General features: G+C 60.2%; 13 protein-coding genes. 11 read left to right on the plus strand and 2 right to left on the minus strand.

Annotated features, from left to right (window positions below; genetic code table 11):
- Positions 1-22: 22 nt before the first annotated feature.
- The 10 genes from argE to CRX69_RS00805 all read left to right on the plus strand — a co-directional run bounded on the left by argE (position 23) and on the right by CRX69_RS00805 (position 10,288).
- Positions 23-1,180 carry an acetylornithine deacetylase gene (gene argE, locus CRX69_RS00760; protein WP_047226068.1) on the plus strand — a complete coding sequence of 386 codons (1,158 nt, stop codon included), beginning with the start codon at positions 23-25 and terminating at the stop codon, positions 1,178-1,180.
- A gap of 133 nt (positions 1,181-1,313) precedes the next feature.
- Positions 1,314-2,612, plus strand: a complete 1,299-nt coding sequence (argA, locus tag CRX69_RS00765; protein WP_047226067.1) for an amino-acid N-acetyltransferase — start codon at positions 1,314-1,316, stop codon at positions 2,610-2,612.
- A 489-nt stretch (positions 2,613-3,101) separates the two neighbouring features.
- Positions 3,102-4,421 (plus strand): OprD family outer membrane porin, encoded by a 1,320-nt coding sequence (locus CRX69_RS00770; protein WP_047226066.1) that lies wholly within the window; start codon positions 3,102-3,104, stop codon positions 4,419-4,421.
- 282 nt (positions 4,422-4,703) lie between these two features.
- On the plus strand, positions 4,704-5,342 hold the full coding sequence (locus CRX69_RS00775) for a peroxiredoxin (RefSeq protein WP_047226065.1): 639 nt from the start codon (positions 4,704-4,706) through the stop codon (positions 5,340-5,342).
- Between the two features lie 289 nt (positions 5,343-5,631).
- Positions 5,632-6,225, plus strand: coding sequence for an NADPH-dependent FMN reductase (gene ssuE / locus CRX69_RS00780; RefSeq protein WP_047226064.1), 594 nt, complete (start codon positions 5,632-5,634; stop codon positions 6,223-6,225).
- A gap of 90 nt (positions 6,226-6,315) precedes the next feature.
- The gene (locus tag CRX69_RS00785; RefSeq protein WP_107321381.1) at positions 6,316-7,281 is read left to right on the plus strand and encodes a sulfonate ABC transporter substrate-binding protein; all 966 of its coding nucleotides are present in this window, start codon (positions 6,316-6,318) and stop codon (positions 7,279-7,281) included.
- A 24-nt stretch (positions 7,282-7,305) separates the two neighbouring features.
- Positions 7,306-8,454, plus strand: coding sequence for an FMNH2-dependent alkanesulfonate monooxygenase (gene ssuD, locus CRX69_RS00790; RefSeq protein ID WP_047226062.1), 1,149 nt, complete (start codon positions 7,306-7,308; stop codon positions 8,452-8,454).
- A 7-nt stretch (positions 8,455-8,461) separates the two neighbouring features.
- The gene (ssuC, locus tag CRX69_RS00795) at positions 8,462-9,244 is read left to right on the plus strand and encodes an aliphatic sulfonate ABC transporter permease SsuC (protein ID WP_107321382.1); all 783 of its coding nucleotides are present in this window, start codon (positions 8,462-8,464) and stop codon (positions 9,242-9,244) included.
- A complete protein-coding gene (gene ssuB, locus CRX69_RS00800; protein ID WP_107321383.1) occupies positions 9,241-10,047 on the plus strand; it encodes an aliphatic sulfonates ABC transporter ATP-binding protein in 807 nt (268 codons plus the stop codon). Before ssuC ends, ssuB begins: the two co-directional genes overlap by 4 nt.
- Positions 10,048-10,072: 25 nt before the next feature.
- Complete coding sequence (locus tag CRX69_RS00805) at positions 10,073-10,288, plus strand: TOBE domain-containing protein (protein WP_003177394.1); 216 nt, start codon at positions 10,073-10,075, stop codon at positions 10,286-10,288.
- 8 nt (positions 10,289-10,296) lie between these two features.
- On the opposite strand, the gene CRX69_RS00810 is transcribed toward CRX69_RS00805, so the two are convergent.
- Together CRX69_RS00810 and CRX69_RS00815 are read right to left on the minus strand one after the other, a co-directional pair.
- On the minus strand, positions 10,297-10,932 hold the full coding sequence (locus tag CRX69_RS00810; protein ID WP_107321384.1) for a TetR/AcrR family transcriptional regulator: 636 nt from the start codon (positions 10,930-10,932) through the stop codon (positions 10,297-10,299).
- 239 nt (positions 10,933-11,171) lie between these two features.
- A complete protein-coding gene (locus tag CRX69_RS00815) occupies positions 11,172-12,548 on the minus strand; it encodes a glutamine synthetase family protein (RefSeq protein WP_047226058.1) in 1,377 nt (458 codons plus the stop codon).
- 278 nt (positions 12,549-12,826) lie between these two features.
- On the opposite strand from CRX69_RS00815, the gene CRX69_RS00820 reads away from it, so the two are divergent.
- A complete protein-coding gene (locus CRX69_RS00820; protein WP_076383050.1) occupies positions 12,827-13,603 on the plus strand; it encodes a gamma-glutamyl-gamma-aminobutyrate hydrolase family protein in 777 nt (258 codons plus the stop codon).
- Positions 13,604-13,642 lie beyond the last annotated feature (39 nt).

Below are 13,642 nucleotides of genomic sequence, written 5' to 3' on the forward strand. Positions count from 1 at the left end.
ATTTGTAAGTCCGGAGCCAGCGATGCCTTTGCCCACCCTGAAAGATCAGTTCGCTGCCCTGATCGCCGCGCCTTCGGTCAGTTGTACCCAACCTGGGCTGGACCAGTCCAACAGTGCCGTGATCGAGCTGCTGGCGGGTTGGCTCGCCGATCTGGGGTTCTCCTGCGATATCCAGCAGGTCAGCCCCGGCAAGTTCAATTTGCTGGCCAGTTTCGGCAGCGGTCCCGGAGGCCTGGTACTGGCCGGGCACAGCGACACGGTGCCGTTCGACGGCCAGTTGTGGCAGACCGATCCGCTGAAGCTCACCGAGGTCGATGGCCGTTGGGTTGGCCTGGGCAGTTGCGACATGAAGGGTTTTTTCGCCCTCGCCATCGAAGCGGTCAAGCCCTTGCTGGAGCAACCGTTCAAGCAGCCCTTGCTGATCCTGGCCACTTGCGACGAAGAAAGCTCCATGGCCGGCGCCCGTGCCCTGGCCGATGCCGGAAGGCCGTTGGGGCGTGCGGCGGTGATCGGCGAGCCGACCGGCCTCAAGCCGATTCGGATGCACAAAGGCATCATGATGGAGCGCATCGACATTCTCGGGCGCAGTGGTCATTCCTCCGACCCGAGCCTGGGTCACAGCGCTCTTGAAGCGATGCACGACGCTATGGGCGAGTTGCGTGGCCTGCGCCTACAATGGCAGCGCGAATTTCGTAACCCGCAATTCACCGTGCCACAGCCAACCCTGAATTTCGGCTGCATCCACGGCGGCGACAACCCCAACAGGATTTGCGGCCAGTGCTCCATGGAGTTCGATCTGCGGCCATTGCCCGGCATGGACCCGAATGTCTTGCGGGCTGCGATCCAGCAGAAGCTCAATCCCATCGCCGAGCGTCATAAAGTCAAGATCGACTACGCACCGCTGTTCCCCGAAGTGCCCCCCTTCGAGCAGGCCGAAGACTGCGAACTGGTGCGAGTGGCCGAGCGACTCACCGGCCATCGTGCCGAAGCAGTGGCGTTTGGCACCGAAGCGCCTTATCTTCAGCGTCTTGGCTGCGAAACCCTGGTACTTGGCCCCGGCGATATCGCCTGTGCCCACCAACCGGGCGAGTACCTTGAAATGTCACGTTTGCAACCTACCGTGCAGCTATTGCGGCAACTGATCGAACATTACTGCCTGACACCGGCCACGGCCGGCTAAATTGCCCACATCCGGGCCCGTATTCATGAGGAGAGCGCGCGTGTCGCCAAGCCTGTTCCGACGATAACCATCAGCCCGCTGTGCGTTCCGTTTCGTCTTTTTTCGGCTGCTATTTATTTACAGGCCCAGGTTCATGCCCGAATACGTCAATTGGCTTCGTCACGCTTCGCCCTACATCAACGCCCACCGCGATTGCACCTTCATCGTCATGCTGCCCGGCGATGGTGTGGAACATCCGAACTTCGGCAACATCGTCCATGACCTGGTACTGCTGCACAGCCTTGGCGTGCGTCTGGTGCTGGTTCATGGTTCGCGTCCACAGATCGAAACCCGCCTCGCCGCGCGGGGCCTGACGCCCCATTACCACCACGGTATGCGCATCACCGACGCTGCAACTCTGGAATGCGTGATCGACGCTGTCGGCCAGCTGCGCATCGCCATTGAAGCGCGCCTGTCGATGGACATGGCGTCCTCGCCGATGCAGGGTTCGCGCCTGCGGGTCGCCAGCGGCAACCTGGTGACGGCACGGCCCATCGGCGTACTGGAAGGCGTGGATTATCACCACACCGGCGAAGTCCGTCGGGTCGATCGCAAGGGCATCAATCGCCTGCTGGACGAACGCTCCATCGTCCTGCTGTCACCATTGGGCTATTCACCGACCGGGGAGATTTTCAACCTCGCCTGCGAAGACGTGGCGACCCGGGCGGCCATCGACCTGGCAGCCGACAAACTGCTGCTGTTCGGTGCCGAGCAGGGGCTGATCGGCGAAGACGGTCGTTTAGTGCGCGAGTTGCGCCCGCAACAGGTCCCGGCCCACATGCAACGGCTGGGCAGCGACTATCAGGCCGAGCTGCTGGATGCGGCGGCCCAGGCCTGTCGCGGTGGTGTGGCGCGCAGTCATATCGTCAGCTACGTCGAAGACGGTGCGTTGCTGGCCGAACTGTTTACCCGCGATGGCAGCGGTACGCTGGTGGCCCAGGAACAATTCGAGGTGGTGCGCGAAGCGGCCATCGAGGATGTCGGCGGTTTGCTGGACCTGATCAGCCCGCTGGAAGAACAGGGGATTCTGGTGCGTCGTTCCCGCGAAGTGCTGGAGCGTGAGATTGAGCAGTTCAGCGTGGTCGAACGCGAAGGCATGATCATCGCCTGCGCGGCGCTTTATCAGATCGCCGATTCGGATGCCGGGGAGCTGGCGTGCCTGGCGGTGAATCCGGAATACCGCCACGGCGGTCGTGGCGATGAGCTGCTGGAGCGGATCGAAACCCGGGCTCGGGCCAAAGGGCTCAAGACGCTCTTCGTACTCACCACCCGTACGGCCCATTGGTTCCGCGAGCGGGGCTTTGAGCCCAGCAGTGTCGAGCGCCTGCCAGCGGCGCGGGCATCGCTGTACAACTATCAGCGCAACTCGAAAATCTTCGAAAAAGCCCTCTAGGCGTCCTGCCAGGGGGTGAGCCGCACATCGGAGTGAACCGCGTAGCTGCGACCTTCTTGATTCCAGACAATGATCCGTCCGGCTGGAATCCATCAAGATCGCAGCTACGCTGTTTTGTCCATGAGTGCTGCATTTGGAGTGCTTGGGAGCCCCGCCGCGTTTCCAGGATCGCCACAGTGCAGGACCGCTATCAATAAAAACATTCAGTAATTCACAGACTGGCCGATATGCCATGTCACGGTTGGATGACGCTTTGATGGCGGTGATATTTCCAAATGAGCTGAAAACTTATGAAACAATTCTTTTTAGATTTATAAACAAACCATTATTCTGCGGGCCGATGTCGCGGGGTTAGACGATGGTCGTAATCACAAATGCTTACGATTGACTTGCCAGTCACGGTCTGGCGCTAATCACGCATCCGCGGATTCCGGGCGTTCGACCCGGAACCAAAGACACACAAGAATTAGAAAACGAGAGGAGCGAAGCATGAACAAGTCCACCTTGGCCCTGGCTGTGGCCGTTGGGGTTCTGGCGCAGCAGGCAGGCGCCGCGGGTTTTATCGAGGACAGCAAGGCGTCTGTCAGTTCTCGTACGTTGTATTTCAATAACGATAACCGTGAAACGGGCACTGAAGATCTGCGCGAAACGGGCACCGGCCTCAAATTCGACTACAAATCTGGCTTCACGCAGGGTGTGGTTGGTTTCGGCATCGACGCTCAGGCGCTGGTTGGTATTCGTCTCGATGGGGGGAGGGGTCGTAACGCCGGCTCCTATATGCCAGCCGATACTGATGGTTCGGCTGTGCATGAGTGGAGCCGTTTGTCCGGCAACGTAAAGGCACTTTTCTCCAAAACCGAAGCTCACGTGGGTGGCGCCCTGGCACCAAACCTGCCGATCCTGGTTGCCAACGACAGCCGTCTGCTGCCACAGACCTTTGAAGGTGGCACCATCACCTCCAAGGAAATCGACAACGTTACTTTTAACGCTGGTCAGTTGGAACACGCCACAGGTCGTGCATCGAGCAACAGCACTGGTCTGGCAGTGGCGGGCGGTACCGAGGAAAGCAACCAGTTCCGTTACGCCGGTGCTGACTGGAAGGTCACCAAAGACCTGACCCTGCAGTACTACTACGCCAACCTGCAGGATTACTACAAGCAGCACTTCCTGGGCGCGGTACACGTTTTCCCGATCAGCGAGGGGCAATCCTTCAAGACCGACCTGCGCTATTTCGACAGCAGCTCGGATGGCCGTAACGGCGACGCGGGCTATCGCTTCAACAACAACAGTGGCTATGCCAAGAACCCGGGCGAGGTCGATAACAAGACCTGGAGCGCGATGTTCACTTACACCCTCGGTGGCAGTGCCTTCCTGTTGGGTCACCAGCAAGTCGGCGATGACGGTGGTTTTGTCTACCTGAACCAGGGCAACGTAGTTGATGGCAACGGTCGCCCCGAAGGTGCCGGTGGTGCGAGCTTCTACCTGTTCACCGACAGCATGATCAACGGGTTTGTCCGTGCCGGTGAAAATACCACCTTCGGCCAATACTCCTACGACTTCGCTTCCTTGGGCGTCCCAGGCCTGAAAGCCTCGGTTTCCTACCTGCGTGGTGATGACGTTAAAACCGTCAGCGGCTCAAGCGATTACTCCGAGTGGGAACGCGACATGCGTGTGGATTACGTCATCCAGCAGGGTGCGTTGAAAGGCTTCGGTACCACCGTGCGTCACGGCTCCTACCGCAGCAGCGGTGTTGGCGATGATCAGGATCAGACTCGCGTGATCTTCAACTACACTTACAACTTCATGTAAGACGTAGCGAAGTAAAGAAGCCCCGCCCGGCAGCACGCCGGGCGGGGCTTTTGCGTCTTCGGATCAGGCCCACCCCTGTAGCCTTCTCCGAACCTTCTCCTCTTTCAGCAACTCGAGGCCTTCTCGAAACCTCGGAAATAATCATGAGCGGCTAGGCCCGAAGCCGCCAGTGAACAGTTTTTTATATTCGCTATTGATCTAGATAAATGGATATTGATTCTTTTTAAAGCAATCAAAACCGGTGCACAGTTTGGACTCACAAAAACCATCAGGAGCCGCACCATGAGCCTCAGACTCGGCGACATCGCCCCCGATTTCGAACAGGATTCCAGCGCCGGCAAGATTCGCTTCCACGAGTGGCTCGGCGATAGCTGGGGAGTGCTGTTTTCCCATCCGGCGGATTTCACACCGGTGTGCACCACCGAACTGGGCCTGACCGCCAAGCTCAAGGACGAGTTCGCCAAACGTGGAGTCAAGGCCATTGCTCTCTCGGTAGACCCGGTGGACTCGCACCACAAGTGGATCGAGGACATCAACGAAACTCAGAATGCGGTGGTCAATTTCCCGATCCTGGCCGACGCCGACCGCAAGGTGTCAGACCTGTATGACCTGATCCACCCCAACGCCAGTGACACGCTGACCGTGCGCTCCCTGTTCGTGATCGATCCGAACAAGAAAATCCGCCTGACTATCACGTATCCGGCCAGCACCGGGCGCAATTTCAACGAGATCCTGCGGGTGATCGACTCATTGCAACTGACCGACAACTACAAGGTGGCCACACCGGCCAACTGGCAGGACGGCGATGAAGTGGTGATCGTGCCGTCGCTCAAGGATGAGGACGAAATCAAACAGCGCTTTCCCAAGGGTTACCGCGCGGTAAAACCTTACCTGCGCCTCACTCCGCAGCCCAATCGCTGACGCAAAACCTGAACCTGTGGGAGCGAGCCTGCTCGCGATAGTGGTCTATCAGTCGACATCGCCGCCGGCCGCCATCGCGAGCAGGCTCGCTCCCACAAAGAGGATCTCTGTGCACTAAGGGTTTTGGCCGTTCCGACGGCCTTTTTTACGTCTTGATGTTTATATCTCTTTATCGAATAAATAAATGAAAAAATATGATTTAAGGATATATAAACCGGCTGTTATGGTTTGCTCCATCCCGCGAGATCGCCCACTGCGCATCGCACGTGACAGTTAAGGAATGGTTGGTATGTTGGTTGTCTCGCTCGGCGGCAGTCCTAGCCAGCGCTCCCGTTCAGGAGTGCTGCTGGAGCGCTCACAACGTTGGTTGCAACAACAGGGGGTGGAAGTGGTGAGCTATCAGGTGCGGGATTTTCCCGCCGAGGATTTGCTCCATGCCCGCTTCGGCAGCCCCAAGGTGGTGGACCTGCTCGCCCAGATCGAAAACGCCGACGGGCTGTTGATCGCCACGCCGGTCTACAAGGCGTCTTTTTCCGGTGCTTTGAAGACAGTGCTGGACCTTCTGCCGGAACGTGCCCTGGCCCATAAGGTGGTATTGCCCATGGCCACGGGCGGCAGCATCGCCCATATGCTGGCGGTGGATTACGCCCTCAAGCCGGTGCTGTCGGCGCTCAAGGCCCAGGAAATGCTCCATGGGATTTTCGCCGAAGACAGCCAGATCGCTTATGGCGAAGGCAGTGCCCAGGCGCAGTTGGCCCCGGCCCTGCAAGCGCGCCTGAGCGAAGCGCTGGAACAGTTCTACAGCGCCATGGCTCGTCGGCCAAAGCCGCTGGACCCCAGCGTATTGAATGAACGCCTATTGAGTGCTCGCTGGAGCATCTGACCCGATACATCACTGATTCAACTCCACCTTACTCAGCCGCCAACGGCCAAGCAGGTGCAGCCAAAACCCCACAGCAAAAGGAGAAGCGCCATGCGCACTGTCATTTTGCGTCGCGGGCTGGTCGCTCTGTTTGCTGCGGCTGTGTCCTTCGGCGCCATCACCCAGGCTCAAGCCGAGACCCTTCGGATCGGTTACCAAAAATACGGCACGTTGGTGCTGCTCAAGGCCAAGGGTACTTTGGAAAAGCGCCTCGCCGCCCAGGGCGTGGACGTGCAATGGACCGAGTTTCCCGGCGGCCCCCAACTGCTTGAAGGCTTGAACGTCGGCTCCATCGATTTTGGTGTGACCGGCGAAACCCCTCCGGTATTCGCCCAGGCGGCCGGCGCTGACCTGCTTTATGTTGCTTACGAGCCGCCCGCGCCTGACAGCGAGGCGATCCTAGTGCCCAAGGGCTCGCCCATCCAGTCGGTGCAGGACCTCAAGGGCAAGAAAGTCGCGCTGAACAAAGGCTCCAACGTCCACTACCTGCTGGTCCGGGCACTCGAAGATGCAGGCCTCAAGTACGCCGATATCCAGACCGTTTTCCTACCACCGGCCGATGCCCGTGCGGCGTTCGAACGTGGCAGCGTGGACGCCTGGGTGATCTGGGATCCGTATCAGGCGGCCGCTGAGCAACAGTTGCAGGCACGCACCCTGCGTGACGGCAAAGGCATCGTCGATAACCACCAGTTCTACCTCGCCACCAAACCCTATGCGCAAAAAAATCCCCAGGTCATCACGACGCTGGTGGAAGAAGTGCGCGCGGTGGGGGAGTGGTCCAAGGCCAACCCTGAAGAGGTGACCCAGCAGGTAGCGCCGCTGCTCGGCCTGCCGGCGGACATCACCCTGACGGCGGTGAAACGCCAAGGCTACGGGGCATTGTTCCTCACGCCGGAAGTGGCGGCGGCGCAGCAGAAAATCGCTGACCGCTTCTACCAGCTCAAATTGATCCCCAAACCCTTGAGCATCAAGGACGTGATCTGGACGCCGCCGGCGGCCGTTGCGAAAGCGCAGTAATTCGATCCCTTAGGAGACCACTCCATGAGCCTCAATATTTTCTGGTTCCTGCCCACCCACGGCGATGGCCATTATCTTGGCACTGCTGAAGGCGCCCGCGCCGTTGATCACGGCTACCTGCAGCAGGTAGCCCAGGCGGCGGATCGACTGGGTTTCGGCGGTGTGCTGATTCCTACCGGACGTTCCTGCGAGGACTCCTGGCTGGTGGCCGCTTCGTTGATTCCGGTGACCCAGCGCCTGAAGTTCCTCGTCGCCCTGCGCCCCGGGATCATTTCCCCGACGGTGGCGGCGCGCCAGGCCGCGACGCTCGACCGGTTGTCCGGTGGACGTGCGCTGTTCAACCTGGTGACCGGCGGCGACCCGGACGAACTGGCTGGCGACGGCCTGTTCCTGGACCACGAGCAACGCTACCAGGCGTCGGTGGAATTCACCCGCATCTGGCGCCGGGTGCTGGAAGGCGAAACCGTGGATTATGACGGTGAGCACATCAGTGTGAAGGGCGCCAAGCTGCTCTATCCGCCGATTCAGCAACCGCGTCCGCCGCTGTATTTCGGCGGCTCGTCGGAGGCTGCCCAGGATCTTGCGGCCGAACAGGTGGAAATGGTGCTGACCTGGGGTGAGTCGCCCGCAGCCGTCGCGCAAAAAATCGAACAAGTGCGGGCCAAGGCCGCGAAGCTTGGCCGTACCGTGCGCTTCGGCATCCGCCTGCATGTGATCGTGCGTGAAACCAACGCCGAAGCCTGGCGAGCGGCCGACCGGCTGATCTCCCACCTGGACGACGACACCATTGCCCGTGCGCAGGCCTCCCTGGCGCGTTTCGATTCGGTGGGCCAGCAACGTATGGCCGCGTTGCATGGCGGCCGACGCGACAAGTTGGAAGTCAGCCCCAACCTGTGGGCCGGTGTCGGCCTGGTGCGCGGCGGCGCCGGAACGGCGTTGGTGGGCGATGGCCCGACCGTGGCGGCCCGGGTCAAGGAGTACGCCGACCTTGGTATCGACACCTTTATCTTCTCCGGTTATCCACACCTGGAAGAGTCCTATCGCGTGGCGGAACTGCTGTTCCCACACCTGGACGTGGAGCGCCCGGAGTTGCCGAAGAGCCAGGGCTATGTGAGCCCGTTTGGTGAAATGGTCGCCAACGACATTCTTCCCAAAGCCGCGTCCCAGAGCTGAGGCGGCCATGAAGAAAATTATCCACAACCTGGCGCCCTGGGCGGTGCCGCTGCTGTTGTTGGCGGTGTGGCAACTGTCGGTATCGGCAGGCTGGTTGTCCACGCGGATCCTGCCGGCCCCCGTGGCCGTCATCGAAGCCGGGGTCAACCTGGTGCGCAGCGGCGAAATCTGGACGCACTTGGCCATCAGCGGTTGGCGCGCAGCGGTGGGCTTCCTGATCGGCGGCGGCATTGGCCTGACCCTGGGTTTCATCACCGGTTTGTCGACATGGGGCGAGCGACTGTTGGACAGCTCGGTGCAGATGGTGCGTAACGTGCCGCACCTGGCGCTGATTCCGCTGGTGATCCTGTGGTTCGGCATCGATGAGTCAGCGAAAATTTTCCTGGTGGCGCTGGGCACGCTGTTCCCCATCTACCTCAACACCTACCACGGGATTCGTAACGTCGATCCGGCGCTGGTGGAAATGTCGCGCAGCTACGGCTTGTCCGGCTTCAGCCTGTTTCGCCAAGTGATCCTGCCCGGCGCCTTGCCTTCGATCCTGGTGGGCGTGCGCTTTGCGTTGGGCTTCATGTGGCTGACGCTGATCGTGGCGGAAACCATTTCAGCCAGTGCCGGCATCGGTTATCTGGCGATGAATGCCCGGGAATTCCTGCAGACCGACGTGGTGGTCCTGGCGATTCTTCTGTACGCCGTGCTCGGCAAACTGGCCGACCTTGCCGCCCGCGGGCTTGAGCGGGTCTGGCTGCGCTGGCACCCGGCGTATCAAGTGAGCAAGGGAGGTCCCGCATGACCGCCCAACAACCTCCACGCTTGCTGCGCGGTATCCCGCTGGCCGTGCGCAAATTGCAAAAAAACTTCGGTTCGCGCCAGGTTCTGCGTGACATTGACCTGCATATACCGGCCGGGCAGTTCGTGGCAGTGGTCGGGCGCAGCGGCTGCGGCAAAAGTACTTTGCTGCGCTTGCTGGCTGGCCTCGATCAACCCACTGACGGCCAATTACTGGCGGGTTCGGCACCGTTGAGTGCCGCACAACAGGACACGCGGTTGATGTTCCAGGAGGCGCGTTTGCTGCCCTGGAAAAAAATCATCGACAACGTTGGCCTCGGCCTAAAGGGCAACTGGCGCCCGCAGGCGTTGCAAGCACTGGAAGCCGTCGGTTTGGCCGACCGCGCTCATGAGTGGCCGGCGGCGCTGTCTGGCGGACAGAAACAACGGGTGGCCCTGGCCCGCGCGCTGATTCATCAGCCACGCCTGTTGCTGCTCGACGAACCCTTGGGGGCGCTGGACGCCCTGACCCGGATTGAGATGCAGCAATTGATCGAGCGCTTGTGGCAGCAACACGGCTTCACCGTGCTGCTAGTGACCCATGACGTCAGCGAGGCGGTGGCCATCGCCGACCGGGTGATCCTGATCGAGGACGGCCGGATCGGCCTCGACTTGGCCATCGACCTGCCACGCCCACGGGCTCGCGGCTCTCATCGGCTGGCGAGCCTGGAAACCGAAGTTCTCAACCGCGTGCTGTCCTTGCCCGGCCAACCGCCGGAGCCCGAACCGATTTCACCCTTGCCTACGCAACTGCGTTGGGCGCAATAACTTCATCCAGACAGGAATCGACACCATGACTATCAAAGCCATCAACGTACGCAACCAGTTCAAAGGCACCATCAAGGAAATCGTCGAGGGCGACGTGCTGTCGGAAATCGACGTCCAGACTGCCTCGGGTATTGTCACCTCGGTCATCACCACTCGTTCCGTCAAGGAGCTGGAGCTGGCGATCGGCAGCGAAGTGATCGCCTTCGTCAAATCCACGGAGGTGTCTATCGCCAAGTTGTGAGCGATGTTTCAGGGGGCATCACGCTTGGGCAAATACGGCGGCAGATACAACCCCAGGTAAGCATCGAACACCCGCATGCCTTCTTCGGCCATGCGCGGGGTGATCTGGCCGTGTTGCTGCACCGAGCGCGCGTAGACGCGGTCGCCCAGTTCCATGGCCAGGGCGAACACATCAACGTCATGGGGCAGTGCCGGCAGTTCGAAATGGCGAGCGAAGAGCTTGTGCAACAATTCGCCGAGTTCGAGATCGTGCTGACGGTCGGCCTGGATGACTTCAGTCAGGCCATGTTGGGCCAGGATCAGTTGGCGGGCGGCGGCGTCCTGGCTGTAGATGGTCAGCATGCGCTGCTCCACCTGCCGCGACAGGTCGTGCCAGTGGTTCAGTTGCGCATGATCGATCGGCACTTGCAGGCAGGCGCGAAAGGCCGCGTGGACGTCGGCGGTCAGCCCTTGCAGCAGGGCCGGGACGCTGGCGAAGAAGTGATACACCGAGGAGGGCGGGATCCCGGCGCGTTCGGCGACGCTGTAGATCGACAGGCTGGCCACGCCTTCGGCAGCGAGCAGCGTGCGGGCGGCATCGAGAATCGAGTCGATCCGGGCCTGGCTGCGGGCGCGAGGCTTGCGAGGGGTGGCGGTGCGCGTCATCGGTGTCTCCTGCGGGGCTGCCGGGCATTGTACGAGCCGGGTTCAGTGTTGTCTTCAAGGCCGTCATCGCGAGCAGGCTCGCTCCCACATTGGATCTTTGGTGGTCAGTTAATCATGCTCACCACAGTTCCCTGTGGGAGCGAGCCTGCTCGCGATCCGCCGAAGGCGGCCATCCACCCCAAGGCATAAAAAAACGCCGCAGCCTCGAAGGCCTGCGGCGTTTTTTTACTGCAACCCGCTTACACGGTATGCAGGTACCAGTTGTACTCAAGGTCGGAGATGGAGTGTTCGAACTCCTCCAGCTCGCTTTCCTTGCAGGCCACGAAGATATCGATGTATTTCGGATCGATGTACTTGGCCATGACTTCGCTGTCGTCCAGCTCGCGCAGGGCATCGCGCAGGTTGTTCGGCAGGCTTTGCTCGTTCTGCTCGTAGCTGTTGCCTTCCACCGGCGCACCGGGCTCGATCTTGTTGACCAGGCCATGGTGCACGCCAGCCAGTACGGCGGCCATCAGCAGATACGGGTTGGCGTCGGCGCCGGCCACGCGGTGTTCCAGACGCACCGCATCGGCGGAGCCGGTGGGTACGCGCAGGGCCACGGTGCGGTTGTCCAGGCCCCAGGTCGGCGAGTTCGGCACGTAGAACTGTGCGCCGAAACGACGGTAGGAGTTCACGTTCGGGCAGAGGAAAGCCATCTGCGCCGGCAGGGTCTCGAGCACACCGCCGATCGCGTGACGCAGTGCGGCGTTCTGCTCGGGATCCTCGCTGGCAAAAATATTCTTGCCATCTTTATCCAGGATCGAAATGTGGACGTGCAGGCCATTGCCCGCCTGGCCCGGATACGGCTTGGCCATGAAGGTAGTGTCCATTTCATGGTCGTAGGCGATGTTCTTGATCAGGCGCTTGAGCAGTACCGCGTAGTCGCAGGCCTTGATCGGGTCGGCCACGTGGTGCAGGTTCACTTCGAACTGCGCCGGGGCACTTTCCTTGACGATGGCATCGGCGGGAATGCCTTGCTCCTTGGCTCCCTCCAGAATGTCCTGGAGGCAATCGACGTATTCGTCGAGGTCGTCGATCAGGTAGACCTGTGTCGAGTGCGGGCGTTTGCCGGAGATCGGCGAGCGGGGCGGTTGTGGGCGTCCATTCACGTTCTCCTGGTCGATCAGGTAGAACTCCAGTTCGAATGCCGCGCAGATGGTCAGGCCCAGCTCATCGAACTTGGTCACGACCTGGCGCAGGACTTCGCGAGGGTCGGCGAAGAAAGGGTCACCTTCAAGTTCGTGCATGGTCATTAGCAGTTGCGCGGTAGGGCGCTTCTGCCAGGGCTCGTTGCACAGGGTGTCAGGGATTGGATAACAGATCCGGTCAGCGTCGCCGATGTCCAGGCCCAGGCCGGTGCTTTCCACCGTGGAGCCGTTGATATCCAGGGCAAATAAAGAGGCCGGCAGGTTGATGCCTTTCTCGTAAACCTTGTGGAGGCTGGTGCGTTCAATGCGCTTGCCGCGCACCACACCATTCATATCCGCAATCAGAAGGTCAACGTACAGAACCTCAGGATGTTCCTTAAGGAACGCGTTCGCTTCGTTAAGCTGAACGGCACGCGGGGGTACCGACATGATGCAACACCTTTGTTGTTAAAAATATCAATCATTGATCTCTTCTAAACCCAGTCAACCCGAACGGCATGCCGAAGTCAAGCTGGGCCTTTTTTGCTCTAAAAAAGCACCTGCGGGGCTTTTTTGAGGCAATTTGGGGCGTTTTTTTCCCTTTGGAGGAGATGGCGCCCGCAGGCTTGAGCGGGCCGTGTTGTATTTTTTACGGGGGTGTTGTGTAAAAAAATGAACAAGGCTAAGCTCGATTCAAACCCATAACAGCAATAATACCGGGGTGCTTCATGTCTCGCCTGCCGTTAATCGGCGTCACCACCTGCTCCAGGCAGATGGGTCTGCATGCGTATCACGTCAGTGGCGATAAATATTCCCGGGCTGTCGCGACAGCCGCCAAGGGCTTGCCAGTGCTGATTCCGTCCCTGGCGGATCTGTTCCCGCCGTCCGATATTCTGGACGCCCTGGACGGCATTCTTTTTACCGGCTCTCCTTCTAATGTAGAACCTTTTCACTATCAGGGCCCCGCCAGCGCGCCGGGCACTGCTCATGATCCTGCACGGGATGCCACCACCCTGCCGTTGATCCGCGCCGCTGTAGCGGCCGGCATCCCGGTGCTGGGTATCTGCCGTGGGTTCCAGGAGATGAACGTAGCCTTTGGCGGCAGCCTGCATCAGAAAGTTCATGAAGTCGGAACGTTCATCGATCATCGTGAAGACGACACTCAAGCGGTGGATGTCCAATACGGTCCTGCCCACGCTGTGCATATCCAGCCTGGCGGTATTCTGGCAGGGCTGGGGCTGCCGCTGGCGATTCAGGTCAATTCGATCCATAGCCAGGGTATCGAGCGTCTGGCACCTGGGTTGCAGGCCGAAGCGGTGGCGCCGGATGGCCTGATCGAGGCTGTTTCGGTGCCAGGAGGCAAGGCTTTTGCTTTAGGTGTGCAATGGCACCCTGAATGGGAGGTAAGCTCCAACCCGTACTACCTTGCGATTTTCCAGGCATTTGGCGATGCCTGCCGGGCAAGGGCAACACAACGCGACGCCGATGCGTCAAACAACGCCTGACTACTAAATAGCAGCCAGGAAACTCACGCCTAGAGGCAT

The organism is Pseudomonas rhizophila (assembly GCF_003033885.1).
GTDB lineage: Bacteria > Pseudomonadota > Gammaproteobacteria > Pseudomonadales > Pseudomonadaceae > Aquipseudomonas > Aquipseudomonas rhizophila.

Excerpts from the sequence above, each read along its gene's own strand:
- argE (WP_047226068.1), top strand. The coding sequence starts at position 23 with ATGCCTTTGCCCACCCTGAAAGATCAGTTCGCTGCCCTGATCGCCGCG.
- argA (WP_047226067.1), top strand. The coding sequence starts at position 1,314 with ATGCCCGAATACGTCAATTGGCTTCGTCACGCTTCGCCCTACATCAAC.
- CRX69_RS00770 (WP_047226066.1), top strand. The coding sequence starts at position 3,102 with ATGAACAAGTCCACCTTGGCCCTGGCTGTGGCCGTTGGGGTTCTGGCG.
- CRX69_RS00775 (WP_047226065.1), top strand. The coding sequence starts at position 4,704 with ATGAGCCTCAGACTCGGCGACATCGCCCCCGATTTCGAACAGGATTCC.
- ssuE (WP_047226064.1), top strand. The coding sequence starts at position 5,632 with ATGTTGGTTGTCTCGCTCGGCGGCAGTCCTAGCCAGCGCTCCCGTTCA.
- CRX69_RS00785 (WP_107321381.1), top strand. The coding sequence starts at position 6,316 with ATGCGCACTGTCATTTTGCGTCGCGGGCTGGTCGCTCTGTTTGCTGCG.
- ssuD (WP_047226062.1), top strand. The coding sequence starts at position 7,306 with ATGAGCCTCAATATTTTCTGGTTCCTGCCCACCCACGGCGATGGCCAT.
- ssuC (WP_107321382.1), top strand. The coding sequence starts at position 8,462 with ATGAAGAAAATTATCCACAACCTGGCGCCCTGGGCGGTGCCGCTGCTG.
- ssuB (WP_107321383.1), top strand. The coding sequence starts at position 9,241 with ATGACCGCCCAACAACCTCCACGCTTGCTGCGCGGTATCCCGCTGGCC.
- CRX69_RS00805 (WP_003177394.1), top strand. The coding sequence starts at position 10,073 with ATGACTATCAAAGCCATCAACGTACGCAACCAGTTCAAAGGCACCATC.
- CRX69_RS00810 (WP_107321384.1), bottom strand. The coding sequence starts at position 10,932 with ATGACGCGCACCGCCACCCCTCGCAAGCCTCGCGCCCGCAGCCAGGCC.
- CRX69_RS00815 (WP_047226058.1), bottom strand. The coding sequence starts at position 12,548 with ATGTCGGTACCCCCGCGTGCCGTTCAGCTTAACGAAGCGAACGCGTTC.
- CRX69_RS00820 (WP_076383050.1), top strand. The coding sequence starts at position 12,827 with ATGTCTCGCCTGCCGTTAATCGGCGTCACCACCTGCTCCAGGCAGATG.